This window comes from Sporosarcina pasadenensis (genome assembly GCF_047228845.1).
Lineage (GTDB): Bacteria > Bacillota > Bacilli > Bacillales_A > Planococcaceae > Sporosarcina.
On sequence record NZ_JBFEGM010000001.1, the window covers coordinates 389,142 to 415,556 of the forward strand.

At 45.4% G+C, this 26,415-nt stretch carries 24 protein-coding genes; 2 read left to right on the forward strand and 22 right to left on the reverse strand.

The window, feature by feature from the left end; translation table 11 throughout:
* The 3 genes from AB1K89_RS02020 to yneA form a co-directional block, all read right to left on the reverse strand.
* A complete protein-coding gene (locus AB1K89_RS02020; protein WP_252503527.1) occupies positions 1-234 on the reverse strand; it encodes a DUF896 domain-containing protein in 234 nt (77 codons plus the stop codon).
* Between the two features lie 322 nt (positions 235-556).
* Positions 557-1,219, reverse strand: coding sequence for a YneB family resolvase-like protein (locus tag AB1K89_RS02025; RefSeq protein ID WP_413053437.1), 663 nt, complete (start codon positions 1,217-1,219; stop codon positions 557-559).
* Positions 1,219-1,536 (reverse strand): cell division suppressor protein YneA, encoded by a 318-nt coding sequence (gene yneA / locus AB1K89_RS02030; RefSeq protein ID WP_413053136.1) that lies wholly within the window; start codon positions 1,534-1,536, stop codon positions 1,219-1,221. Before yneA ends, AB1K89_RS02025 begins: the two co-directional genes overlap by 1 nt.
* Before the next feature lie 201 nt (positions 1,537-1,737).
* Between yneA and lexA the strand changes: the two genes are divergently transcribed.
* Entirely contained in the window at positions 1,738-2,358 is a 621-nt protein-coding gene (lexA, locus tag AB1K89_RS02035) for a transcriptional repressor LexA (protein WP_251698553.1), read from the forward strand.
* A 181-nt stretch (positions 2,359-2,539) separates the two neighbouring features.
* Here the strand turns inward: lexA and AB1K89_RS02040 are convergent, their stop codons facing one another.
* Positions 2,540-3,805 (reverse strand): methionine gamma-lyase family protein, encoded by a 1,266-nt coding sequence (locus AB1K89_RS02040; RefSeq protein ID WP_413053137.1) that lies wholly within the window; start codon positions 3,803-3,805, stop codon positions 2,540-2,542.
* A gap of 138 nt (positions 3,806-3,943) precedes the next feature.
* Between AB1K89_RS02040 and AB1K89_RS02045 the strand changes: the two genes are divergently transcribed.
* Positions 3,944-4,537, forward strand: coding sequence for a trimeric intracellular cation channel family protein (locus AB1K89_RS02045; protein ID WP_413053138.1), 594 nt, complete (start codon positions 3,944-3,946; stop codon positions 4,535-4,537).
* Between the two features lie 63 nt (positions 4,538-4,600).
* Here AB1K89_RS02045 and hfq read toward each other — a convergent pair whose 3' ends face one another.
* The 18 genes from hfq to AB1K89_RS02135 all read right to left on the reverse strand — a co-directional run bounded on the left by hfq (position 4,601) and on the right by AB1K89_RS02135 (position 26,349).
* Positions 4,601-4,825 (reverse strand): RNA chaperone Hfq, encoded by a 225-nt coding sequence (hfq, locus tag AB1K89_RS02050; RefSeq protein ID WP_251694746.1) that lies wholly within the window; start codon positions 4,823-4,825, stop codon positions 4,601-4,603.
* 41 nt (positions 4,826-4,866) lie between these two features.
* On the reverse strand, positions 4,867-5,817 hold the full coding sequence (gene miaA / locus AB1K89_RS02055) for a tRNA (adenosine(37)-N6)-dimethylallyltransferase MiaA (protein ID WP_413053139.1): 951 nt from the start codon (positions 5,815-5,817) through the stop codon (positions 4,867-4,869).
* The gene (locus AB1K89_RS02060; protein ID WP_413053140.1) at positions 5,814-6,728 is read right to left on the reverse strand and encodes an alpha/beta hydrolase; all 915 of its coding nucleotides are present in this window, start codon (positions 6,726-6,728) and stop codon (positions 5,814-5,816) included. Before AB1K89_RS02060 ends, miaA begins: the two co-directional genes overlap by 4 nt.
* Complete coding sequence (locus AB1K89_RS02065; RefSeq protein ID WP_413053141.1) at positions 6,725-8,371, reverse strand: glycerol-3-phosphate dehydrogenase/oxidase; 1,647 nt, start codon at positions 8,369-8,371, stop codon at positions 6,725-6,727. The genes AB1K89_RS02060 and AB1K89_RS02065 overlap by 4 nt, the downstream gene beginning before the upstream one ends.
* 17 nt (positions 8,372-8,388) lie before the next feature.
* On the reverse strand, positions 8,389-9,882 hold the full coding sequence (glpK, locus tag AB1K89_RS02070) for a glycerol kinase GlpK (protein ID WP_413053142.1): 1,494 nt from the start codon (positions 9,880-9,882) through the stop codon (positions 8,389-8,391).
* A 67-nt stretch (positions 9,883-9,949) separates the two neighbouring features.
* Positions 9,950-11,830 carry a DNA mismatch repair endonuclease MutL gene (mutL, locus tag AB1K89_RS02075; RefSeq protein ID WP_413053143.1) on the reverse strand — a complete coding sequence of 627 codons (1,881 nt, stop codon included), beginning with the start codon at positions 11,828-11,830 and terminating at the stop codon, positions 9,950-9,952.
* A gap of 64 nt (positions 11,831-11,894) precedes the next feature.
* Complete coding sequence (gene mutS, locus AB1K89_RS02080; protein ID WP_413053144.1) at positions 11,895-14,465, reverse strand: DNA mismatch repair protein MutS; 2,571 nt, start codon at positions 14,463-14,465, stop codon at positions 11,895-11,897.
* A gap of 119 nt (positions 14,466-14,584) precedes the next feature.
* Entirely contained in the window at positions 14,585-15,142 is a 558-nt protein-coding gene (cotE, locus tag AB1K89_RS02085) for an outer spore coat protein CotE (RefSeq protein ID WP_413053145.1), read from the reverse strand.
* Positions 15,143-15,320: 178 nt separating this feature from the next.
* Entirely contained in the window at positions 15,321-15,755 is a 435-nt protein-coding gene (locus AB1K89_RS02090) for a YlbF/YmcA family competence regulator (protein WP_252503539.1), read from the reverse strand.
* A complete protein-coding gene (miaB, locus tag AB1K89_RS02095) occupies positions 15,755-17,305 on the reverse strand; it encodes a tRNA (N6-isopentenyl adenosine(37)-C2)-methylthiotransferase MiaB (protein ID WP_413053146.1) in 1,551 nt (516 codons plus the stop codon). The genes AB1K89_RS02090 and miaB overlap by 1 nt, the downstream gene beginning before the upstream one ends.
* A gap of 800 nt (positions 17,306-18,105) precedes the next feature.
* The gene (locus AB1K89_RS02100) at positions 18,106-18,375 is read right to left on the reverse strand and encodes a stage V sporulation protein S (protein WP_153010004.1); all 270 of its coding nucleotides are present in this window, start codon (positions 18,373-18,375) and stop codon (positions 18,106-18,108) included.
* An 87-nt stretch (positions 18,376-18,462) separates the two neighbouring features.
* Complete coding sequence (locus AB1K89_RS02105) at positions 18,463-19,260, reverse strand: TIGR00282 family metallophosphoesterase (protein WP_413053147.1); 798 nt, start codon at positions 19,258-19,260, stop codon at positions 18,463-18,465.
* A gap of 88 nt (positions 19,261-19,348) precedes the next feature.
* Positions 19,349-20,917, reverse strand: coding sequence for a ribonuclease Y (gene rny, locus AB1K89_RS02110; RefSeq protein WP_413053148.1), 1,569 nt, complete (start codon positions 20,915-20,917; stop codon positions 19,349-19,351).
* A gap of 608 nt (positions 20,918-21,525) precedes the next feature.
* Positions 21,526-22,590 (reverse strand): recombinase RecA, encoded by a 1,065-nt coding sequence (gene recA / locus AB1K89_RS02115; RefSeq protein ID WP_413053149.1) that lies wholly within the window; start codon positions 22,588-22,590, stop codon positions 21,526-21,528.
* Between the two features lie 174 nt (positions 22,591-22,764).
* Positions 22,765-24,015, reverse strand: a complete 1,251-nt coding sequence (locus AB1K89_RS02120; protein ID WP_413053150.1) for a competence/damage-inducible protein A — start codon at positions 24,013-24,015, stop codon at positions 22,765-22,767.
* A gap of 12 nt (positions 24,016-24,027) precedes the next feature.
* Positions 24,028-24,606, reverse strand: a complete 579-nt coding sequence (gene pgsA, locus AB1K89_RS02125; protein ID WP_413053151.1) for a CDP-diacylglycerol--glycerol-3-phosphate 3-phosphatidyltransferase — start codon at positions 24,604-24,606, stop codon at positions 24,028-24,030.
* Positions 24,607-24,661: 55 nt separating this feature from the next.
* The gene (locus tag AB1K89_RS02130) at positions 24,662-25,534 is read right to left on the reverse strand and encodes a helix-turn-helix domain-containing protein (RefSeq protein ID WP_413053152.1); all 873 of its coding nucleotides are present in this window, start codon (positions 25,532-25,534) and stop codon (positions 24,662-24,664) included.
* Between the two features lie 17 nt (positions 25,535-25,551).
* Positions 25,552-26,349, reverse strand: a complete 798-nt coding sequence (locus AB1K89_RS02135; RefSeq protein WP_251624082.1) for a YmfK family protein — start codon at positions 26,347-26,349, stop codon at positions 25,552-25,554.
* Positions 26,350-26,415: the final 66 nt, after the last annotated feature.

Here is a 26,415-nt window from a genome sequence, read left to right on the forward strand (position 1 = left end):
TCAGTTCAGGAACTTCTTATTCCGTGCATCTTTCACTTTGTCAGGTGTGACGTCGTTGCCTTGAGGATCGATCACTTTGACGTTTTCGATTGTGTCACGCATGGATGAGCGGAATGTTTCCAAGTATTCTTTGCGCAGTTGAGTTTGTTCTTTTGCTTCTTCGATTGATAGGCCGATTGTTTTCGACTTTTTCGATAGTTCGTTGATTCGTTTAATTTTATCTTGTGATAACATGGTATTCCTCCAGTTGTGTTGTCCAACATTCAATTGTTAACAGGATTTCCACTTCAGGTGGACGCTTTCCAATCGAACAGCGAAGGGTTCGATTTGCCTTAATTTCTGCGCATTTTGCAGAAATTAAGGCAGCCTTCTTCACTCTGCTCGTAACGCTGCGCTTTTACTCGCAAAAGCCGTTCTTCGTTACGGCTTTCGCTGGAGTCGCCACCTTTCGTTTCAATCCTAAGTGATCCTTAATAACAAACCAATAAACAATAGAAGTGGAACTTATTAAAACTATACTTTGAAGGTATACAAAAAGAGCAGGAAGTGCAACCAATCAGCCTTCCTGCTCTAGTTCATATTCTTTATATCTTCTGTGGACCGTTGCTTTGCTTACGTTATGGCCAAGTCCTCTCAGTACACTTGCGATTTCTTCGAAAGTAAGTCCCTTTTGACGCAGTGATACAATTTCACTGATTGGAACTTCGATACGTTCGCGTCCTTCTACATTTCCTTTGTTTTTCAAATTCCGTTCTGGTCTGTACCCGTCGCGGACTGCACGTTTCATGCCTCTCCGGATTTTGGCGTTGTGCAATTTACGTTGATACTCTTCGACAATCGCCAATATTTCCAGCAGCATCGTGTCCATTTCATTCAATTGTAATGCGCCATTATCATGGTTTGTAATGACGACGGTGTTTGTCTTGGCGAGCAAATGCAGGATGGCGACCCTCGCGTTCCCCCTGCCCAGTCTTGTTTCGTCTTGTATGAGTACAGCGTCAATCTTTTCGTCGCGGATGAAGTCCAATAAGTCAAGCAATCCTTCGCGATCCATATCGTAGCCGCTATGTTTTTCCTTGAATATATGTACGATCTTCAGTCCCAGCTCATCTGCAAGTTTCTTCAGTTCCTCTTCTTGCCTAGATAATGAAGCTTCCTGTGAATCCTTTTCTGTGCTGACACGGCAATAAAGGACGCATGTCTTCAATTTACCTGTCATCATTCTTCTCCCGCCAATTCGGTCATCATCGAGTCGGGGAAGACTGGGTCAACTTTCGGCAATATTAATCTTTCTCCTGATTTTATTGTAGTAGACTGCATGTCATTTAGTTCCATTACTCTCGCAATCCATTTCTTTGGATGATCATTGTTGGAATAGTCTTGCGCCAATCCCCAAAGAGTATCCCCTTCTGCTATTGTCACTTCGACAAATGAATTTGAAGCTGATTTAGCTTCTCTCATGACACCTACGATTGTAAAAGCTGTGCAAAGGAAAACAATTAATAGAATAAATCCGTATTTTTGAATGAAAGTCATAAAAAACCCCTCCAAGAATGTTTGTTCGGAATGCATGTTCCCATTATAGGACACGTTTTTTTAGAAGTCAACAAAACTTTCGAACCTTTGTTTGCCAATTGTCCGAACACCTGTTATACTCTCCTTAAGAAACGATTGCGGCTGCGGACATGCGTTCGCACAATTGTTAATCATTGATTCTATTATTTGGAGGGTGGAATTATGAAGAAAATCTCAAAGAGACAGCAGGATATCCTATCGTTTATCAAAGATGAAGTGAAGCTGAAAGGATATCCGCCTTCCGTGCGTGAAATCGGCGAAGCTGTCGGACTAGCTTCAAGCTCAACCGTGCATGGGCATTTGGCTAGATTGGAAAGCAAAGGATATATCCGTAGGGACCCGACAAAACCGAGAGCGATCGAGGTATTGGATCCTGAAGGTCTGACAGCGCTGAAATCTGGCGTAGTCCACGTTCCGCTTGTCGGAAAGGTGACCGCGGGGTTGCCGATTACCGCAATTGAAAACATCGAGGAATACTTCCCTTTGCCGGATACGTACGGTACGTCCGACGATAAGCTGTTCATGCTTGAAATTGTCGGAGATAGTATGATAGAAGCTGGAATTCTAAATGGGGATTATGTCGTCGTCAAGCAGCAACATACTGCACACAATGGTGAAATTGTTGTCGCCATGACGGAAGAGGATGAAGCGACGGTTAAACGCTTCTTCAAAGAAAAGGATTACTTCCGCTTGCAACCGGAAAATGAATCAATGGAGCCGATCATCGTCAATTCAGTTTCCATTCTTGGGAAAGTTGTCGGCGTTTACCGCCAAATTCATTAAACAAAAGCAGAGGGTGGCGGTTAACCGTGACAGGCATAAGGAGGATCTGCGAAACGGCGGTTTTTGCCGTGTAGCGGAGCCGACTTATGACCCGAACGGTTGCCACCCGGAGTCTAGACGGTATATGAAAAAAGAGGATGACCGAGTCGATTCGCTTCGACTGGATCATCCTCTTTTCATGTCAATTACTCATCATCTCATTTTTCAGCAGCTTATCCATGGACGACATGACAGCAGCCTTAACGTGTTCATATGTCAATCCACCTTGTACGTAGGCAGTGTAAGGCGGACGGATCGGGCCGTCTGCGGTAAGCTCGATACTTGAGCCTTGAATAAATGTTCCGGCAGCCATGATGACATCATCAGTATAGCCAGGCATATACGACGGTTCTGGTGCATAATGCGCATTTACCGGCGAGTTCTCCTGAATTGTCCTACAGAAAGCGATCATCTGCTCAGCATTTTCAAAGTTTACGGACTGTATCAAATCAGTCCTTTCAGTTGAATAATGTGGAGTAGTATCGAGTCCGAAGCTTTCTAGGAATCCTGCTGTAAAGAGAGCACCTTTGACAGATTGACTGACGACGTGCGGCGCAATGAAGAAACCTTGGTACATTTCCAACAACGTATCAAGAGATGCGCCCGCTTCCGCACCGATTCCAGGTGATGTCATACGGTAAGCACATTTTTGCACAAGGTCTGCACGTCCCGCAATATACCCACCTGTTCTAGCAAGACCCCCACCTGGATTTTTTATGAGTGAGCCAGCCATCAAATCGGCACCTACTTCAATCGGCTCTTTCGTCTCCACGAATTCACCGTAGCAATTATCGACAAATACGATAAGGTCCGGGTTAATCGATTTAACAAAGCAGACCATTTCCCCGATTTCTTCAATAAGAAAAGAAGGACGGTCCGAATACCCTTTTGAACGTTGAATGCCGATCATTTTCGTCTTACTATGGATATTCTTCTTCACTTCATCAAAATCGACTTCGCCGTCTTCCTTCAGGTCGACGTGTTTGTATGTGATTCCCCAATCAGTAAGCGATCCGGTATCTTCACCGTTACCGGACACGATCGAATCTAGTGTATCGTATGGTTTACCCGTTATATAAAGGAGTTCATCCCCTGGCCGGAGTACGCCGAACAAGCTCGTTGAGATCGCATGTGTCCCCGAGATGATCTGGTTACGAACGAGACAGGCTTCTGCGCCGAATGTGTCTGCATATACTTGTTCGAGCACATCCCTGCCGCTATCATCATATCCGTAACCCGTAGAGCCGGTCAGATGAAAATCGCTCACCATGTTTTTTCGGAATGCCGCCAGCACTTTCCGTTGATTGTAAAAGGCCGTCTTTTCAATTTTTCTAAAGTAAGGGGCCAGTTTTTGTTCAGTTTCTTCCGCTTTCATTTCGATATCGGAAGTAAATTCATGTATCATCATTCCAATTTCCTCATTCCTACAAATAGTCACTAGTATATCTTATCAGTCTAATGGAATTGGTCAATCGAAAACGATCGGTATTGGCAGAGCCTCTATTTTGATATACTATATGAAGTGTTTGGAGTAAGGAGGAACATCATGGCTTGGGAAGTTTTCAGTTTTATCGGTACGGCGGCTTTCGCCATTTCCGGAGCGTTAGTTGCACAAGAAGAGAAATATGATATTTTTGGAGTATATATATTAGGGATGGTGACGGCGTTCGGCGGAGGTGCTTTACGAAATGTTCTCCTTGGATTGCCTTCATCCGTTTTATGGAGCCAAGATTTCCTTTTCATCGTTGCTTCGGTATTAATAACATTCATTTTCTTTTTTTCCAAAGCGATCATCAGCCATTGGAATCGTTGGGGCACGTACTTTGACGCCATAGGACTCGCGGCGTTTGCCATTCAAGGAGCGATGCTTGCAGTGAATATGAATATGTCGCTTTACGCAGTGATGGTTGCCGCTGTATTGACAGGTGCAGGCGGTGGAGTGATCCGAGATCTACTCGCTGGCAGACGCCCCCTCATTTTCAAAAAGGATATTTATGCAATTTGGGCGGCAGGTGCAGGTTTCTTTGTAGGAGTCGGTCTCTACGACTATGATTGGGCGCTATACGCACTGCTCGTTATCGTCGCAGCTCTGCGAATCTTATCCTATCATTATCACTGGGAGTTGCCTCGCAGTGATTGATAATATACCCAATAGAAAAAGGAGCAGGGCGAGCCTGTTCCTTTTTCTATTGGGACATATTTTTTATTCCTCATCCTTTAACACTACAGGTTTTGCAGGCACATACGTCGAAATTGCATGCTTGTAGATCAATTGCTGCTTGCCGTCCGATTCCAAGAGAACAGTGTAATTATCATATGATTTGATAAGACCTTTCAACTGAAAACCATTCAATAGGAATACAGTGACGAACGTGTTATTTTTCCGTAATGAGTTCAAAAATGTTTCTTGCATGTTACCTTGTGACATACACCCCAGCCTCCAATTGCTTCTATATTTCTCTTGCCTTTTTACTTATTCGATTCCGCCTCTTCAAAACCCTTTAAAATCGATAAAATTCCATCTACAATATTTCCTTTGTCTACAATTACATCAAACCAAGAGATTTTCACTTTGTTTCGAAAATACGTCAATTGGCGCTTGGCATAATGACGAGTATTTTTCTTGATTAACTCTACTGCTTCGTCCAATGAGATGGCGCCTTCAAAATATTGATAAAGCTCCTTATATCCTATCGCCTGGACCGACTGGACATTTCGGACGCCCTTTTCCCACAATCCTCTCGCCTCTTCCAGCAGTCCTTCCTCCATCATCTGATCGACCCTTACATCGATTCGCTCGTAAAGAACTTCCCTGTCGAGTTTGAGACCGACGATTAAATGATCATATAACGGCGCATCACCTGCTCCTTGTTCATGCTCATTTTTCGTTTTGCCAGTCACTTCGATGATTTCAAGTGCCCGTATCAAACGACGATGGTTATTCGGATGAATTTTTTCTGCACTTTCAGGATCCAGTTTTTGTAGTCGATTGTACAGACGCTCCGCGCCGCCTTCCGACTCAAGTTCTTTTTCCAATTCAGCTCTGACTTTTTCATCCCCCGCCTCTTCTGTGAATCTGAAATCGAAAAGAACCGACTGGATATACAAACCCGTGCCGCCGACAATGATCGGCTGTTTGCCTCGGCTTTGGATCTCTTCAATACAGTTACGCACAGTCGACTGGTATTCCGCTACAGAAAACGACTCGTTCGGTTCCTTGATGTCGAAGAGGTGGTGGGGAATTCCTTCCTTTTCTTGTTCTGTTATTTTCGCTGTGCCAATATTTAATCCTTTATACACTTGCATTGCATCGCCATTGATAATTTCCCCATCAAGCCTTTTGGCTAGCTCGATGCTTAGTGCCGTTTTGCCTGATGCAGTCGGTCCGACGATTGCGATGACTTTATCTGATTGATTCATTCTTTTTTTATCCAATCCTTTACGAAATTAAATACTTGTTCCCGATTCACTTCATTCAACATTTCATGTCGACCGCCTTCGTATAACATGACCGTTACATCCTCGATGCCAGCATCGGTAAATTGCCTTGCAGCCTGCCAGACCCCTTTTCCTTTATTGCCAACAGGGTCATCTAATCCTGATAAGAGGAGGATCGGTAATCCGGTTTGGATTTGTCGGATGTTGTTTTGATCATTGATTTTTGCAAGTCCGTCGAACAGGTCGATGAAAAAACGGGTTGTCGGTACAAAGCCGCATAATGGGTCATTAATATATTTTTCTATCGTTCCTTTGTCTGTCGATAGCCAATCGACAGGTGTTTCCGGTTTGCTGACTGTTTTGTTGAACCCGCCAAACATCAATTTATTAATAAAATAATCTGGCTCATCGAATTTCGTTGCCTTGCCTTTCATATACGCTAATGCTTGTCCTGCGAGCCGGCTCACTCCTGGGTCGCCTGCTGTGCCCAAACAGATGAGCTTATCAAGTTCCCTTCCGAATCTTTGGGCGTACCTCCTTGCAACAAATGAACCCATGCTGTGACCGAAGAGGATCATTTTGGGCGCTTGAAATTTATTCCGGTAATAGTCGATTATCTCATGAGCGTCATCAACGATCCGATCAAAGCCCGCCGCGACTCCGAAATCTCCTAATTCCCCATTTAAATCGGTTGTGTGGCCATGGCCGCGATGATCATGACCGGATACGGCAAAGCCTTCGTCTGTGAGAAATGTTACAAACTCTTCATATCGGCCGATATGTTCTGCCACTCCATGCAGAATATGAATATGGGCGATAGGTGGTTTTTCTGGTTGCGCATAAACGGTATAGATGGAAAAATCGTCTGACATCGTCAGCACCTGTTCATTCACACACGCTCACCGACCTTTCCTTCAGCCTCTTTTATATGTTGCTCCAATTCTGCGAGATACCGTTCTTTCGTTTCGACGGAGTACGAAAGGATATCACCCATATAATCCGTTGCAGCCTCTTTATACAGTTTGGCATACGAAATGTTAAAGAAGAGGTCTCCTTTCCTTCTGATGAAGAAATCGGAGGGCGTCATCGCCATTTCATAATGGATTGAATAGAGGATTTCCGCTTTCCAAGTAGCCGGCAAGACTGTTTGCTCTGTTGATACGGCACTGGCATAGTTATAGACTAGATCGACATTCGTTCCGTACATGGAAGCAAGCGCACGTCCTTCTTCATTCGTAAGACCATACAATTCGGCTTCATTCGATTTGCTTTCAATGTAAATGGCGAACTGTTCTTCACTCTCAAAGTCTCCGCCAGACAATGGGAGATGCTCCGTTACACACGGTCCAAAAGACGTTGTCGGAATTCGCATGACGACATAGTCCACGACGGTTTCAGCCATTTTCCGATAGCCAGTCAATTTGCCGCCAGCAATCGTGATTAATCCCGTCCCCGCTTCCCAAATTTCATCTTTACGTGAAATTTCGGATGGATCCTTCCCTTTTTCATAAATTAGCGGCCGTATACCCGCCCAAGTCGATTCGACATCATTGCGGTCCACCTTCACTGAAGGGAACATGTAATGAAGCGCATCAAGAAGATAAGCGATGTCTTCCTCGTTTGCAACCGGGTTGGCTCGATCGCCATCAAAAAAGGTATCTGTCGTCCCGATATACGCTTTATTACCCCTCGGAATGGCAAAAATCATTCTGCCGTCAGGAGAATCAAAATAGATTGCTTGTTGCAAAGGAAAAACCACCTTGTCTATAACAATATGGGTTCCTTTTGTTAATCGCAGCCGTTTGTCATTAGACACTTCGTCCTTTTCCCGCAGTTCATCCACCCAAGGGCCGGTCGCGTTAACGACTACGGAGGCACTTATGTCTATCACTTCTCCAGTGAGCATATCCCGAGAAGTGACACCCGCCACTTTTCCGTCATCATAGTTAAATTGCTCGGCTTTCATGTAATTTAGGCAAAGCGCACCTTTTTGAGCAGCTTTTTTCAATACTTCAATCGTCAGGCGTGCATCGTCTGTACGGTATTCCACATAATGTCCGCCGCCAAGCAAGCCTTCTTCCCGCACTAACGGCTCCATTGCAAGCGTCTCTTCGGCTGACAGCATTTCACGGCGCTCCTCTTTTCTTACGCCCGCCAATTTATCATAGACAAATAATCCGGCAGAAGTTGTCAGCTTTCCGAATGAACCGCCTTTATGGAAGGGAAGAAGCATACGCTCGGGCTTCGTCACGTGCAGGGCATTCCGATAGACGATTTCCCTTTCCTTGCCGGTTTCCGAAACGATTTTCAATTCCATCTGTTTCAAATACCGCAAGCCTCCATGGATGAGCTTCGTCGATCGGCTGGAAGTACCCGCAGCAAAATCCTGCATGTCGATTAGTGCAACAGATAACCCCCTCGTCACCGCGTCAAGTGCGATGCCGGCACCGGTAATCCCTCCTCCGATGACGAGCAGGTCAAACTGATAGTCGCGCATGAAGTGTTTCACTTTCGGTCTTGTGATCGATGATAACATCCTTCGCTCTCCTCCAGTCAATGTTTAAAAGCCCGCGCAGCCTCAACTGCCTTTTTCCAGCCGCCATACAAGGAGTCCCGCTCTTCCACTGCCATCTTCGGGGAATATGTTCGCTCACCAGCCCATAATGCTTCCACTGACTCGCAAGATTCGTAAAACCCTGTTGCAAGACCTGCAAGATATGCCGCCCCAAGTGCCGTCGTCTCCAAATACGCCGACTGTTCGACCTCTATCTGCAGCAAGTCACTTTGGAATTGCATGAGGAATGTATTTGCGACAGCGCCTCCGTCCACACGCAATATATCGATATCGATACTTGCGTCCTTCTCCATCGTCAAAAGCACATCTTTCGTCTGATACGCGAGCGATTCGACTGTCGCCCGGATGAAATGCTCTTTTTCCGTTCCTCGAGTCAACCCGAATATCGCCCCTCTGGCGTCCGAATCCCAATACGGTGTACCGAGTCCGACGAATGCGGGTACGACATAAACACCTTCCGTAGATGCAATCCTTGTCGAGTACATTTCCGAATCAGCCGCTTTTTGGATCATACGCATTCCGTCCCTGAGCCATTGGATAGCGGAACCTGCGACGAACACACTGCCTTCAAGCGCATATGTAATCTTCCCGTCCAAACCCCACGCTATCGTTGTAAGCAGACCATTTTCAGAAGTCACAGGCTGCTCACCTGTATTCAGCAACATGAAACAACCTGTCCCGTACGTATTTTTAGCCATGCCTTCGTGAAAACAGGCTTGCCCGAACAAAGCGCATTGCTGATCGCCCGCCGCTCCGGCAATCGGAACGGAAGCCCCGAAAAAGACGGAAGGGTCTGTATGAGCATAGATTTCGGATGACATCCTCACCTCGGGGAGCATTCCCATCGGTATATCCAGCATATCGCAAAGCTCTTTATCCCACTGCAGATCATGTATATTGAAAAGCATAGTCCTAGATGCATTCGAGTAATCGGTAACATGAACCGCTCCATTTGACAGCTTCCATATGAGGAACGAATCGATTGTGCCGAAGAGCAGATCCCCTTTTTCCGCTCGTTCGCGTACACCTTCCACCTCATCGAGGATCCACTTCACTTTCGAGCCGGAAAAATAAGGATCGAGCTGCAAACCAGTCTTTTGACGGACACTCTCTTCCTTGCCTGCTTCCCGTAACTCGTTAATAATGTGCTGGGTCTGTCTCGACTGCCAAACAATTGCATTATAGACAGGTTGTCCAGTGTGCTTATCCCATACGACTGTCGTCTCCCGCTGGTTTGTAATGCCGATTCCGACGATATCTTCTGGCTGATGTCCGCTTTCCGTCAGAACTGAAGCGATTACGGATAAGACAGAACCCCATATTTCACTGGCATTGTGCTCCACCCAGCCCGGCTTGGGAAAGATTTGCCTGAATTCCCGTTGCGCGGTATGAACAATCTCGCCTTTCCGGTTGAACAGGATTGCCCTCGTGCTAGTCGTTCCTTGGTCGATTGTTAATATGAACTCCCCCATTGTCTAACCTCTCCCTTGTTCAACTATTGGATTCCCGCCACATTACATAATTCGACGTTCCATGCAATTACATTACCCTCTTAAACATCTTTTCAATTTCATAAGTTGAAAAATGGATAAGGACTGGCCGTCCATGTGGGCATGTATATGGATTCTCCGCAAGCGACAAATCGTTCAGCAGCTTTTCCATATCTGCAATCGATAGATAATGATTCGCTTTAATGGAACGCTTGCAGCTCATCATGATCGCTGTCTCTTCACGAAGCTTCCCAATATCTATTTTCCGCGTTGTCAGCACTTGTTCTATTAATTCTTCGATAAGAGTTGATGCTTCTCCTGCTGGAAACCATGCCGGATATTCTTTCACCGTATAGGAGGAAGGACCAAATTCCTCTAGAAAGACGCCGACCTCATTTAAAGCTTCCCGATTCTCCTCAATTTTCACCATATCGTCGCCTGAATAATGGAAGATAAGTGGCATTAGCAACATTTGCCTTTCGTCCTCTTCCACTCTACTCAATTTTCCCCTGAAGAATTCATATTTGATTCGCTCTTGGGCAGCATGCTGATCAATCATGTAAAATCCATCTTCATTTTGAGCGACGATGTACGTGCCATGGACTTGGCCGACCGGTACGAGTGACGGGAATCTCTTTTCCTTCGTTTCAGTTGTTTCAGGATCAGGTGTTTCCTGTACCTCCTGTATTTCCTGCGTTTCCTTTATTCTTTCAGGTTGAACCGCTTGTACACGTTCTTCCTCAACGGATTCGTAAACTGTTTGCAGCGGTTTCGTCTCGATTGTCTGAGTCTCAATTTTTGGTTCTTCCTGCTCAATTATTACTTTCTCTTGTTCATCTTCCCTTTCCTTCCAAACGTTTGCAGGGCGAAATTCATTCCAAATCGTCACTTGCTCGGAAGGCATTCTTTTCACTGGCTCCCGTTTCACGGCATCAGGAACGATAATTGACCGTTTCACCGATTCTCGAACAGATGATTTGATAAGGTCGAATAGATCGCCCTCTTTGCTGAGACGTATATGCTGCTTGGCAGGATGCACGTTGACATCCGTCAAAAACGGGTCTGTTTCAACGTTGATGACAGCAATCGGGTAGCGGCCTATCGGCAAATATGTGTGCAAGCCATCGAGCACGGCCTGGTTCGCAGCATAGCTCTTTACCCATCTTCCATTCACGATAAGGGTCATATAGTTCTTTGATGCTCTAGTCATTTCCGGCAATGTCACATATCCATTCACCTTGAAATCCGAATTCTCGCCACCGAATGGCACCATCTTCCGCGCGACCGCCATTCCGTAAATATCCGTAAGGACCTTCCGGCGATCCCCGCTGCCTGACGTACGCAAGAGAGTTTGGCTATGGTGAGACAGTTTGAAAGCGATATAAGGATGGCTAAGGGCAAGGCGGTTGACAAGATCGATCGTATGACCGAGCTCGGTCTGGATTGTCTTCATATATTTCAGCCTCGCAGGCGTGTTATAAAAAAGTTGTGAGACTGTCATGTCGGTCCCTTTTCTGAATGCAGCATTCGATTGTTTGAGAACGATACCGCCGTCGATCTGAACTTCGGTCCCTTCTGTTTCCCCATCCGACGTGAAGAGGCTGACCTTTGATACGGAAGCGATACTGGCTAGCGCCTCCCCCCTGAATCCAAGGGTCCTAATCCGGAACAGATCATGTTCATTCGATATTTTGCTCGTTGCATGGCGCTCAAACGCAAGGACAGCATCGTTGCGTGACATTCCTTTTCCATTATCGGTAACCCGAATGGAAGTGAGCCCGGCTTCTTCAAGCGCTATTTCAATCGATGTGCTGCCTGCGTCAATCGAGTTCTCGACTAATTCCTTAACAATCGAAGCTGGTCGCTCTACTACTTCCCCCGCAGCAATTTTATTGGATAATGAATCATCCATGACTGAAATGATATCCATCGAATCCCTCCTTAAGTCTGTTAGTCGTAAAAATGATGTTAATAGGCAGGCGGGACGTAAATGTTCAGTCTGCTTTATTACCCGAATCTAATTGTTTTTGCCAATCAAGAATCAAGTTCATCGCTTGCATCGGCGTCAAGTTCAATAAGTCTGCCTGTTTCATCTGCTCTAATACGGATTTGTCCAAATCTGACATTGAATCAGGTTCCTCCTGCAAATCGAAAAACGTCAATTGCTCGGATGCCGCAGTCGCAGCAGCTGCTTGTTCTCCGCTTTCAAAAACATCGAGCAGCTCTTTCGCGCGGACTACGATTGTATCTGGAAGACCGGCCAATTGAGCAACATGGATACCGTAGCTTTTATCCGCCGGCCCCGCCATCACTTTGTGGAGGAAGACGACTCGCCCTTCTTGCTCCATAGCTGCAACGTGGACATTCACGAGTTTATCCAATGCTAAGTCAAGCTTTGTAAGTTCATGGTAATGTGTCGAAAACAATGTGTTCGCTCCAATTTCATCATGGATGAATTCCATCATCGCCTGTGCAAGCGACATTCCGTCGTACGTCGATGTTCCTCTCCCGATTTCATCGAAGAGAAGCAAGCTGTTTTCGGTTGCATTTGCAATGGCATATTTAGATTCCATCATTTCCATCATGAACGTGCTTTGGCCGGATGCAAGATCATCCGCCGCTCCTATCCTCGTGAAAATCTGGTCTGTCACAGGTAGGATTGCAGATTCGCAAGGCACGTAACAGCCGATTTGAGCCATAATGACCGTCAAGGCGACCTGTCGCATGAATGTACTTTTACCTGACATATTCGGACCGGTGATGAGAAGCATGTTTGCATCTTCTGTCAATTTGCAGCTATTCGGCACGTATAATGAATGATCCATCATCTTCTCTACGACGGGGTGTCTCCCGTTTTTGATTTCCAATGCCCGGCCGTCATGGAATTCCGGTCTGACGAACCGCTGTTTTTCCGATACTTCCGCGAAAGATAGGAGCACGTCCAGTTCTGAGAGGACGCCAGCCAATTGTTGCACTCTACGAATATGGTTTTTCATTTCATCACGGACGTCGCAGAAAAGAGTGTATTCCAGTTCTTGACCTTCCGCCTCGGCGTTCAGAATCAAGTCTTCCTTCTCCTTCAACTCGGAAGTGATATAGCGCTCCGCATTGGCAAGCGTCTGCTTGCGCTCATAGCGGCTTAAATCCGCCAGATGGATATTGGATTTCGTAATTTCAATGAAATAGCCGAAAATGCGGTTATAACCGATTTTCAGATTTTTAATACCTGTACGCTCACGTTCCTCACGCTCGAGTCCAGCTAGCCATTCCTTGCCATTTCTAGAAGCATCCCTATACTGATCGAGCTTTTCGTGATAGCCGTCTTTAATGATACCGCCTTCTTTAACAGAAAGAGGCGGATTTTCTGCAATTGACGCCTCTAAAAGATCGAGTACTTCTGAACACGGATCAACCTGTTTTGCGAATCGTTGCAGTCGCTCGTGGCCGGACTGCTGGAGGGCATTTTTCAAATGAGGTACACGTCGCAGTGAGTTTCGCAGCTGAGCAAGATCCCTTCCACTTGCACTTCCCATAGAGATCCTTCCCGATAATCGTTCAAGGTCGTATACTTCCTTCAAAGATGCTTTCAGGTCATCACGAAGAAAGTAATCTTCAATTAAGTCGGACACGATGGTAAGTCTGTCCTCAATCGCAGCCCTGTCGGCAAGAGGCTGATGGATCCATATTCTTAATTTCCTTGCACCCATCGCCGTTGATGTCTCATCCAATAGCCAGAAAAGTGTTCCTTCCTTGCTTCCATTCCGGATTGATTGGACAAGCTCTAGATTTCGCATCGAGTTGGCATCAATCGATAGCTTGCTGGATTTCTGTATATATTCAAATGGACGTAAATGCTCCAAAGAGGACTTTTGAGTGCGTTTCAAATAAGAAACAAGAATTTCGCACGCCTCGCTTAATTCGTCGGGAATATGCGGTTGAGCGTTCATCGTGCATGGCTCAGCGTCTCCATTTTCCATCGAGAGGACGATATCCCTTTTTGCCATCCACTCATTCAAGGTGATGTGCAATCGTTCTCGTACAACTATTTCCTTCATTCCGAGCGCTTCAATTTCTGCGATCAACGTCCGTTCATCCCCTGAGACGATTTCCGCCTTTCCTTCTCCGGTCGCTAAGTCCACATAGGCTAGCGCATAATGTCTTTCATCTAACTGGTCAGCAGCCCCGATAAAATGATTGGCATTGGCATCTAAAGATTTGCCTTCAGTAATCGTTCCCGGAGTGACCACTTTCACGACTTCCCGTTTCACAATCCCTTTAGCAACCCTCGGGTCTTCCGTCTGTTCACAGATGGCCACTTTATGGCCTTTGCGAACCAAAGTCTCAATATAACCCTCAGCTGAATGGTAAGGCACTCCGCACATCGGAATTTTGTCCGTGCTTCCTCCATCTCTGCTCGTTAAAGTGATCTCAAGAATATTGGATGCTTCTATTGCGTCGTTGAAAAACAGTTCATAGAAATCTCCTAATCGGAAAAATAGGAACGCATCCTCATGTTCGGCTTTCACTTGTAAATATTGTTGAATCATCGGTGTGTATGTAGTCATTCCAGAACCTCGCTAATCTTGCGTTTTCTTATATTATAACAAAACATGATGCTCCACAGTACCAAAGCGGAAAAACTGGTTCATATCTCAACAAAAAAAAGCCGGATGCTCTCTCCGGCTTAAAACGGACGTGAATCTTTCCCTCTGTCATCATGACGCTTCTCTTCATCTGCTTTGTGATGGTCATGTTCGTGCCCATGGCCTTGATGGGAAGATGATTCATCCTTGAATGACCATTCTTCTTCGAATTGATGTGGATGGACAGTGATGCACACTTTTGTTTCACCAACGACTTCCGCAACCAATTCCCTTTCCACTTTAATGATGAATTTTTCCCCACACTCGGAAATGAGTGCTTCCGTGCAATTCGGATGCTGGACAACATTGACAATAATTTCTTCCTGACCGGACACCGGCTCATCCCGATAATGAAGCCTAATCCTATCCTTATACGGCACCGATTCCGAATAGACGGACGTCTTGGAGTGATCATGGTGTGAATACCAGACATTCACATCGAATTTCCCAGTCACTTCAATGTAACGACCCACTTTTTTCGCATGATGCGTGTGGTTGATCACCCAACAGCCCAATATGCTCGACGGATTATTCGGCGGCTTCAGCGAGACATTCGATTCCGTCCTTAACTTCCCTTTAGCAATGACTGCCTTCGTCACAATTTGCCGTAAATTCTTCAGTTCGTTTCCTCCTTCGTTGACGTCTATTTATCCTATGCACCAGAAGCCCAGAAAGTGAAAAAACCGACGAGGAAATTATCCTCATCGGTTTTCAGCCTGTTGACATGCGTTTTCAATCAGGCTGAGGAAATCACTATTAATCGTGTTTTCCCTAAAATTATGATAACGGCTTATGTTTTGTATTTTTGACGTATGACCCAGTTTCTCCGCGTCGGACATCTCCGCCTGTGGATTCAATGATTTCGTCCGTTACACTGTTGGCAATCGTGTTCGAGACGAGCTGGAGAAGTTGGTTCACGTCAATTTGTGATTGCTTGAACTCTTGTACAATCGGAACTTCGTCGATTTCTGCTTGAATCGCCTCAATTTTCCCTTCGATGATTGCAAGCGCCCTCTCTTTTTCATACATTTGGAAATTGACCGCTTGCGTTTGCAACGATTTCAAGCTCGCAATTTTTTCACGGATTTTTTGGTTTTCATTAATTTGTTCTTCCGCACGCTTGAAGAATTCAACTTGTTCTGTATTTGCGATCATATGTGCAATTTCACGCGCTTTTTCTATTATCTCTTCTTTAGTATAAAGTTTTTCCATTATGACATCACCTTTTCCTCTTTTACGACACCGATAAATTCGCCGTCGAGCGACCATGTTTTGGCCTCAGTAATTTTTACATTGACAATTTCTCCAATCACCGAACGCGGCGCTTTGAAATTGACAAGCTTGTTTTTCTCTGTATAACCGGCAAGTACATCCGGGTTCCTTTTACTTTCGCCTTCGACAAGCACTTTGACGACTTTCCCTTTATATGGCTTCATCGCTTCCGCTGACATGTCATTGACGAGCTTATTGAGGCGTTGGAGACGTTCCTTTTTCACTTCCATCGGAATATTGTCCACCATCTTGGCAGCAGGCGTCCCTTCACGCGGAGAATAAATATACGTATAAGCCATTTCGAATCCGACTTCCTTATACAAAGAAAGCGTTTCTTCAAACTGCTCGTCCGTTTCATTAGGGAATCCAACAATGATATCCGTTGTCAGCGTGACATTCGGGATGGCAGCCTTAATTTTACCGACAAGTTCTAAAAACTGTTCCCTTGAATATTTCCTAGCCATAATCTTCAAAATATCGCTTGAACCCGATTGGACTGGCAGATGAATATGATCTAGCAAGTTTCCGCCTTTTGCTAGAACTTCAATGAGATGATCGTCGAAGTCCCTAGGGTGGCTCGTTGTAAAGCGGATACGCGGAATATCGATCTGGCGAAGGTCGTCCATCAAATCTCCTAGGCGGTATTCGATATCATCAAAATCTTTTCCATAAGCATTGACGTTTTGGCCAAGGAGCATGATTTCCTTATATCCATGAGCAGCGAGCTGCCTAACTTCCTGGATAATGTCCTGCGGCCGTCTGCTGCGCTCTTTCCCGCGTGTATAAGGTACGATGCAATACGTACAGAACTTATCGCAGCCATACATGATGTTGACCCAAGCTTTTATATTTCCGTGTCGGACTTTTGGAAGGTTCTCAATGATGTCCCCTTCCTTCGACCATACTTCGACGACCATTTCTTTGGACATATATGCTTCGTGCAGAATATTCGGCAATCTATGGATGTTATGCGTCCCGAATATCATATCGACTTGATCGTAAGTTTTCAGGATTTTATTGACGACGGACTCCTCTTGCGACATGCAACCGCAAACCCCAATGAGCAAATCCGGTCTTTCAAGCTTCAACGGCTTCAGATGTCCCAATTCACCAAACACCTTGTTTTCCGCATTTTCCCGGATCGCACAAGTATTCAAAAGAATGACGTCTGCATCATCCACCGTGTTCGTCGCTTCGTATCCCAAGCTTGTGAAGATGCCAGCCATTACCTCGGTATCATGTTCGTTCATTTGACAACCGTATGTACGGATATAAAATTTACGTCCAGCACCCATTCCAAGAAAGCGTTCTTCGATTTGGAAATCGTCGTGGTAGGCAATTTCCTCTTTTCCTCGTTTTTTTGCTTCCTTCAAGGATGGAGGTGTATAGACAGTCTCAAAATATTTACTATAGTCTTTTTCCGGTGCAGATGCAGTTTTAACTGTATCCGGTTTGACAAGCCCGGCTTCCAGGCGTTGTTCTTCATTCATGCAAAAACTTCCCCTTTCTTCAAACCTTGTGGGAATTGAACAGATTCGACTTCATTATACATGAACTTTCTACCACTTTGAAGTGGCGTGATTTTTTTCACTTCTGGAATTCAGTAGTTTTAGGCAACTGTGTGACAAGATAACGGATTCTCTACAAAACGTTATTTATAAGAACAGATGTTAATAAAAACTTTGATTTCCGCTCTAGGTGGACGCTTTCCGCGGGCACGGCTTCAGCCGCTTCCTTCGCTTTGCTCAGTCCAGGGTCTTCAGCTCGTGCTATTCCCGCAGGAGTCGCCACCTTCCGCTCCAATCAACAGAACTAGCCAGCAAATTAAACATTTCAATAAAGACAATATTAAACATCAGATTGTCAGAATGACCTGCAATGCGGTCTAATAAATAATCTATAGATTACTGATAGCGGAATCGATTTGAAAGGTGCATGCTTTTTATAAGTAATCACTGTAGTTTTTAATAATTGGGTATTTTATTAAAACCATTAGAAAAACAAGTGAAGGTAACTGTTTCGCCACCTTCACTTGTTTAAGTAGGAAAATATAGAAAATCGCCAGAAAAGGCGAGACTCCTGCGGGCAAAGCCGTTACGAAGAACGGCTTTTGCGACCATAAGCGATAGCGTTGGGAGCAGCGGATGTATAAATTCTACGAAGAACGCAGAATTTATACAAATCGAACCCTTCGCTGTTCGATTGGCTAAGGCAACGCCCGCGGAAAGCGAGCCGTTTTGGCGATTTTCGGTCTTTCGAGTATCCACATTTTAACTATTACGTTTCTTTCTTAACTTCTTTTTCTCTTTTCCACTAACAGCTTCAGAGCTGTTCTACCTTCGCCGTTAATTTCAATATCGGTAAATGCCGGGGCGCATACGAGGTCGCTTCCGCTTGGGGCGACGAAGCCGCGTGCTATCGCGACCGCTTTAATGGCTTGGTTCAATGCGCCGGCGCCAACGGCCTGCATTTCCGCATACCCTTGATCCCTGATTACCGCTACGAGTGCTCCTGCGACGGAATTCGGATTAGAGCGGGATGATACCTTCAATGGACTCACCATGTTTCCTCCTTGTTTTCACGATGTCTATGGAATGTATTTATCCATAAGTCATCTTATGAAAAGAAGGAGATGATTAGACTCACTTCATGCTTCGAATCGGTGATCCTCATTAATCATTATTCGCTCGATTGCTACCGCTTTCCCGGTTTGGTCATTCAACTCAACGAACAGCCCACTCAATTGAGCACGACCTTTTTTCGGCACTTCAAACCGGACAGGCAAATTCGTACGGAATCGATAGATGACATCTTCTTTCTTCATCCCTAAAATCTCATCATACGGACCCGTCATTCCAGCATCCGTCAAATAAGCTGTACCTCCTGGTAAAATTCGGTCGTCTGCCGTTTGGACATGTGTATGGGTCCCTACGACTACGGATGCTTTCCCATCCAAATGCCATCCCATTGCAATTTTTTCACTCGTCGCCTCTGCATGGAAATCGACGAATATGAGCGGAGAAATCTTGCTTGCTTCTTCTATCAATTCTTCTGCCTTTTCAAATGGATCACCATGAGGAGGGAGGAATGTGCGGCCATGTAGATTGATGACTGACAACGTTACGCCATTTTTTGTAATAGTTGTCATGCCTTTACCCGGAGCATCGTCTGAGAAGTTTGCTGGGCGGATCAAATAGTCGGTATCATCGATGAAATCGTAAATTTCCTTCTGATCCCACGTATGATTACCCATTGTCACAACATCAACTCCCGAACGGAGAAGATCATCAAAAATCGCTTTTGTAATCCCTCTCCCTGACGCGGCATTCTCCCCATTGGCAATGACTACATCCGCCTTATATTTCCTTTTCAACCGTGCGATATGATCAAACACCATGTCCCTTCCGATTGACCCTACGATATCACCTATAAAAATAACTTTCATAATTGTAACCTCTTTCTAGTTATACGAACTTCTTTGGAAACGATAAGAAAAAGACTCCTGAACCATGGCTGGACAGGAGTCATTTTCATCATTTTGCATATTCGACTGCACGCGTTTCGCGAATGACCGTCACTTTGATGTGACCCGGATAATCGAGTTCCTCCTCGATCCGTTTCCTAATATCCCTGGCCAAGCGATGCGCTGTAATATCATCGATCTGGTCCGGTCGGACAATGATTCGGACTTCGCGGCCAGCTTGGATGGCGAATGATTTTTCTACGCCTTCATATGATTCCGAAATTTCCTCAAGTTTCTGTAGCCTACGAATGTAGTTTTCCAGAGTCTCACTTCTCGCACCTGGTCTTGCCGCAGATAATGCATCTGCCGCAGCAACCAATACTGCAATGACTGATGTCGCTTCCTCATCACCATGATGGGAGGCGATACTGTTGATGACAACTGGGTGTTCCTTGTATTTCGTAGCCAGCTCGACCCCAATTTGGACATGGCTTCCTTCAACTTCATGGTCGATCGCCTTGCCGATATCGTGGAGAAGGCCAGCACGTCTTGCAAGGGTGACATCCTCGCCAACCTCTGCTGCCAATAGTCCCGCAAGATAAGCGACTTCAACAGAGTGCTTCAGGACGTTTTGACCGTAGCTTGTACGGAAGTGCAACCTTCCAAGGATTTTGATCAGATCCGGATGCAGATTATGAACTCCTACATCAAATGTAGTCTGTTCCCCTTTTTCGCGGATCAACTCATCTACTTCCCTACGAGCCTTATCCACCATCTCTTCAATACGTGCCGGGTGTATCCTGCCATCTTGCACGAGCTTTTCTAGTGCTAGACGAGCAGTTTCGCGACGTACTGGATCGAAGCCTGAAAGTATTACCGCTTCTGGCGTATCGTCGATGATCAAATCAATACCAGTCAATGTTTCCAAAGTTCTGATATTACGCCCTTCCCTTCCGATGATACGGCCTTTCATTTCATCGTTAGGCAAGTTCACGACAGATACGGTTGTTTCTGCAACATGGTCTGCTGCAAAACGTTGCAATGCAAGGGATAGGATTTCACGAGCTTTCTTTTCGGATTCCTCTTTTGCACGTTGCTCCGATTCTTTCGTCATGACGGCGATATCTGTGGAAAGCTCCTTCTCGACATCATCCAGGATGATCCGTTTCGCTTCATCTCTAGTAAGTGCCGAGATCCTTTCAAGTTCCGTCTGTTGCATGGCAACAAGATCTTCCGCCTTGCGTTCCATTTGTTCAATATGCTGTTGTCTACTGGAAAGCGCGTCGTCTTTGCGTTCCAGTCCTGCTTCTCTTTTATTGAGAGCATCATCCTTGCGGTCAAGATTTTCTTCCCGTTGTAAAAGGCGGTTTTCCTGTTTTTGCAGTTCCGCTCTTCGTTCACGGATTTCTGATTCCGCTTCAATTCTCAGTTTGTGATTTTCATCTTTCGCTTCTAAGAGTGCCTCTTTTTTCATAGCCTCCGCTTCACGTTTCGCATCTTCGACGATTTGTTCGGCAGAGTTTTTGGCACCCGTCACTCTTGAATCATTCACCTTTTTGATAACTAAATAGATAACAACTGCACCGACGAACAGACCGAGCAAAGCGGAGATGATGTTTACGATGATTCCATCTGGCATCCAGGTCACCTCCTCCTGCTATTCTTTTCGTTTTCAGTCGGCTCGTATATCAACATTCAACATACTGCCATTATGATTTCATTGGTGTGAAATTATACAATTCTAATTGTATCTATGAAAATTTGCGATGTCAAGGATTGTAAACAAAAGCGAAGGGGGCCGCCTAGGGGCGACAGGCATAAGGCAAAGATACGCAGTGGCGATTTTTGCCACGTAGTAGCTTTGCCTTATGACCCGAGCTCCTGGCCCCCGGAGTCTAGACGGAAACAAAAGCGAAGGGTGCCCGCCTAGGGGCGACAGGCATAAGGCGAAGATACGAAGTGGCGGTTTTTGCCGCGCAGTAGCTTTGACTTATGACCCCGAGCTCCTGGCGCCCGGAGTCTAGACGATAACAAAAGCGGAGGGCGCCTGCCTAGAGACGACAGGCATAAGGCGAAGATGCGCCGTGGCGGTTTTTGCCACAGAGCAACTTTGACTTATGACCCGAGTCTCTGGCGCCCAGAGTCTAGACGATAACAAAAGCGAAGGGCGCCTGCCTAGGGGCGACAGGCATTAGCTGGATGAAAATAAAACGGACTGCCCTTAAAGGCAGTCCGATTGTAAATCAATTATTTTTCATCTTCTAATAGCAATAGTTCCAGTTCGTCGTCTTCATCCTCGTCATGAGCTGCAATCACGTAGTTGGCTGCAGCCATACCATAAGAAGCCCGGATTTTATTTGCGATTTCAGAACGGACATCCGGATTTTCCTTCAGGAATTGCTTGGCGTTCTCACGTCCTTGACCTAGACGTTCCCCTTCATAGGAATACCATGCGCCGCTCTTTTGTACAATTTCAAGCTCAGCGCCAAGGTCGACGATTTCCCCTTCTCTGGAAATCCCTTCACCATACATGATATCTACTTCAGCAGTACGGAACGGAGGAGCGACTTTGTTTTTCACGACACGGATACGTGTTTTGTTACCCATGATGTCGTTGCCTTGCTTAATAGCTTCACCGCGTCGCACTTCCAAGCGGACCGAAGAATAGAATTTCAAAGCACGGCCGCCCGGTGTCACTTCAGGATTCCCGAACATGACGCCGACTTTTTCACGGATTTGGTTGATGAAGACGGCAATCGTCTTCGATTTATTGATAGCGCCGGACAGTTTGCGAAGTGCTTGGGACATGAGACGAGCCTGCAAGCCGACGTGCGAGTCGCCCATTTCCCCTTCGATTTCCGCTTTTGGCACTAACGCTGCAACAGAGTCTATAACAACGATATCGATTGCACCACTTCTGACAAGTGCTTCTGCAATTTCAAGCGCCTGTTCGCCGGTATCCGGTTGCGATAAAAGCAATTCGTCAATATTGACGCCCAGCTTTTGTGCATAGACAGGATCCAATGCATGCTCAGCGTCGATGAAAGCGGCTTGTCCGCCTGAAGCTTGTACTTCCGCAATTGCATGCAATGCTACTGTCGTCTTACCGGAACTTTCCGGTCCATAGATTTCAATGACACGTCCCCTTGGATAACCGCCAACCCCTAATGCTGCATCGAGAGCAAGTGAGCCGGTAGAAGAGGTTGCAATCTCCCGATCGGTCTTTTCCCCCAATTTCATGACGGAACCTTTACCGAATTGTTTTTCAATTTGTTTCAAAGCTTGGTCCAAAGCTGCTTTACGATCGCTCAAAAACGATTCCTCCCTTAAAAGGCCTTATTCTTTTCTTCCTGTCTCTACTATACTCCTTTTATGAGAAATACTCAAATAAAAAACGAACGCTTATTCGATTTATTTTATCAAAATCCATTTTTAAATGAGAATGAGGGGGAAAATCCATTTTTAATTGAGAATATGCGTCAAAATTCAATTTTCGGTTTCATGCTTATTCATTTCTTTTATCAAATAATAGATGGCGAATCTGGCCGCACGTTTGCGATTGGCATTTCTGGAACCTGAAAGGTTGAGTTTAAATGTGTTCACTTCTTCGCGACAAGCTATCCCGATCCACACAGTGCCCATCGGTTTCCCATCATGCGGATCCGGTCCAGCTGCTCCCGTCAACCCGACGCCGATATCCGAGCCGAATTTCCGTTTCACATTCCGGGCGAGCGCTGCTGCGCATTCCGGACTGACAACGCCAAACTCATCAAGCAATGAAGCTGGAATATCTAGCTGATTCATCTTTGCCGTCTCATCATAGACGACTACCCCGCCTTTTAAGGAAGAGCTGATTCCTGGTTCATCCGCCAACTCCGCCATGAATAGACCTGCCGTCAAACTTTCAGCGGCAGCGATTGTCAGCTTGTTTCCTAACAATAATTCAGCAGCTTTCGATGACAAGGTGTCTTCATCTATGCCATAAATGAATTCGCCTACTAATGAGCGTATTTCAGATTCTACAGGTGCTATTAACTTTTGCGCCGTCTCAACCGATTCTGCCTTTGCCGTCAATCTCAATATGACCGAATCGGGTGATGCCAAAGGAGCGATAGTCGGATTTGTCTGCTTCTCCAAAATCGTTAGGACACGATACTCAAGCTCGGCCTCCCCGATACCATAAAACTTCAACGCTCGGGAAACGATAACTTCACGTTTGCCTGAAGCCCCCAATAAATAGGGAATCGCTTCTTTTTCAAACATCGGTTCCATTTCGTGCGGCGGTCCTGGCAATAATATATAACATTTGCCATTCTTTTCGATGGCCATGCCTGGTGCCATCCCGTGATTATTTGTCAAAACCTTCGATCCGGTAAGTACTAGCGCTTGCTTCTTATTATTTTCAGTCATCGTCCTGCCTGTCCGCTTAAAATAGGCTTCAATAGATGCTAATGCCGTATGATCGCTCTCAAGTTCTTCACCAAGCATTTTGGCAATGGTTTCTTTTGTTAAATCATCCTTTGTCGGTCCTAATCCTCCCGAAAAGATGATAACATCGGTACGGTTTTGCGCAATTGTTATTGCTTCCTCCAACCTTTTGGGGTTGTCCCCGACGACCGTATGATAATACACATTGATGCCAACTTCAGCAAGACGCGCCGAAATGAAGGCTGCGTTCGTATTTGTAATTTGGCCTAATAGAAGTTCTGAACCCACTGCGATGATTTCCGCTTTCATTACGACATCTCCTTACATGGAGTCGAGTAAGATCCTCCGGTTTTTATAGAAATAATCAGCCCCTGACCAAATTGTAAAGAATAGGGCGATATAAAGCATGATGGAGCCGAATGGGAAGTTGATTGCTTCAAAGAATATGTTGTTAAGCAGCAAAGATGCGATTGCAACAAGTTGTGTAGCTGTCTTAATCTTCCCTAATTGGTTTGCAGCCACAACTTCTCCGCCACCTGCGAGCAAGAGCCTCAATCCGGTAACCGCAAATTCCCTGCTAATGATGATGATAACGATCCATGAAGCGGCAGATCCTAATTCAACTAAAATGATTAGCGCAGCTGATACAAGAAGCTTATCAGCGAGAGGATCCAAAAATTTCCCCATGTTCGTGACGAGATTATGTTTTCTCGCTAAATGACCATCGAACCAATCCGTCGCTGCCGCGATGATGAACAATAGCGCACCGATCAAATGCTCCACGGAGAGAATAGTGCCTCCGTACTCAAAGGACCCGAATCCAAAATCCACAACCATGAAGATAATAAATATAGGGATGAGGAAAATGCGGGATACTGTAATTTTATTTGGTAAATTCAATTGTCTCACCTATCCTTCTAGAATGAAAAAAGTCATCTTTGTAGATGACTATTTTTCATTTCTCATATTCTATAAAAATGTTTTGCGTTGAAGCATCTGATACATATTCGAGTTTTTCCCCATTTACATAAATATCGGTAAATGGAGTCACAGCAACTCGAATTCGAACAAACTCAACATCCGATACATCCAACTCAATCGTTTCCCCATTTTTCATAACTCTTGCCATTGGTGTAAGTTCTTCTTTGTTCTCATTTTGCACACCAATCCACGTATCGCCGAATGTATCGATCTTCAGCTTGAATTCTTCAGCATCCGTCAACGTATACTTCGAGTCTTGCCCGCTTGTACTGACGTATGTGAGAGACTGTTCCTTCACTTCTTCCTCAGGTTCAGGATCGGGCTCAGTTGTCTTTTCCTCGTCGGACTTTTCATCCGCCGTACCACCGTCCCCATTACCTGCTGGCGGCTGATTGCCGCGATCCATCGTAATTGGCTGTTCCGGTTCAACGTCCATTCCTGCATTATTGGAAGCGTTTTTCTGCCATAAAACCCATACGACGACGATGATGACTACAATAAATAATGCCACAATAATTTTCGGGATTGCTTCATTCAGACGGCTGTTTCCTTTAATGCCTCTGTTCCTCGTCATGGGAGGAGTGATTTGCGCATTTTCTTCTTCAAGTTTCTCATGCATTGCAGACTCTTTATATAAGGATAACATTTCATCTGAATCCAAACCGACAGCTTCTGAATACTGTTTAATGAATGCACGTACATAGAAAGCGCCGGGCATCATACTGTAATCTTCATTTTCAATACCGGAAAGGTACCGTTTTTGAATTTTAGTTATCGATTGTAAATCATCCAGTGAATATCCCTTAGCTGCTCTCGCCTCTTTAAGACGATCACCTAATCCGGTCATTTGTATCACCTGCCTGTTTAAAAGTTGAACGTACCAAATCCACCCATCGGTCCGACATCGGACATCATATGGTTTTTCTCCATCATTTCATATGTAATTTCCTGGTCGGGATCTGTCCGCAATTCGATGATATAATCAAAATCTTCCATGTCGTATTCAGAATGCTGAACGAACATGTCCGGGTGCTCGACCACTTTGATGGTTGGCATACTCATCATTTCACGGACGAGTTGCATATGCCTTTCATCTCCTGATTTACGTGTGACAATACCGTCGAGGATAAATATATTATCCTTCGAAAACTCATCCCCCGCCAAAGTGTTTCGTACGGTCTGTTTGATCATTGTGGAAGAAAGGAAAATCCATTTCTTATTTGCGCAAACACTTGCAGCTACGACTGATTCCGTTTTCCCGACCCTAGGCATTCCCCGGATCCCGATCAATTTATGGCCATCCTGCTTGAACAGTTCCGCCATGAAATCAACGAGGACACCTAATTCGCTGCGAATGAATCTGAATGTCTTCCGATCGTCGACATCCCGTTGGATATACCGTCCATGCCTTACTGCCAAAATATCGCGTAATTTTGGTTCACGGATTTTTTTCACCTGAATGGTTTCCATCGTCGATGCAATCAATTCGAAACGTTTGATTTGATCGTCATTTTCCGTCCGGACTAGCATGCCGCGATGTCCGCCATCGACACCGTTGATCGTTACGATATTGACTCGCAACATCCCGAGTAGGGAAGCGATATCTCCAAGCAACCCCGGCCGATTTACTTGTATCTCGTATTCGACATACCATTCACCCATTCGACACACCCCTTCAATCCGTTTTCAACACCTTACACCTAAGCTTGAAAGTGATTACCCGACCCT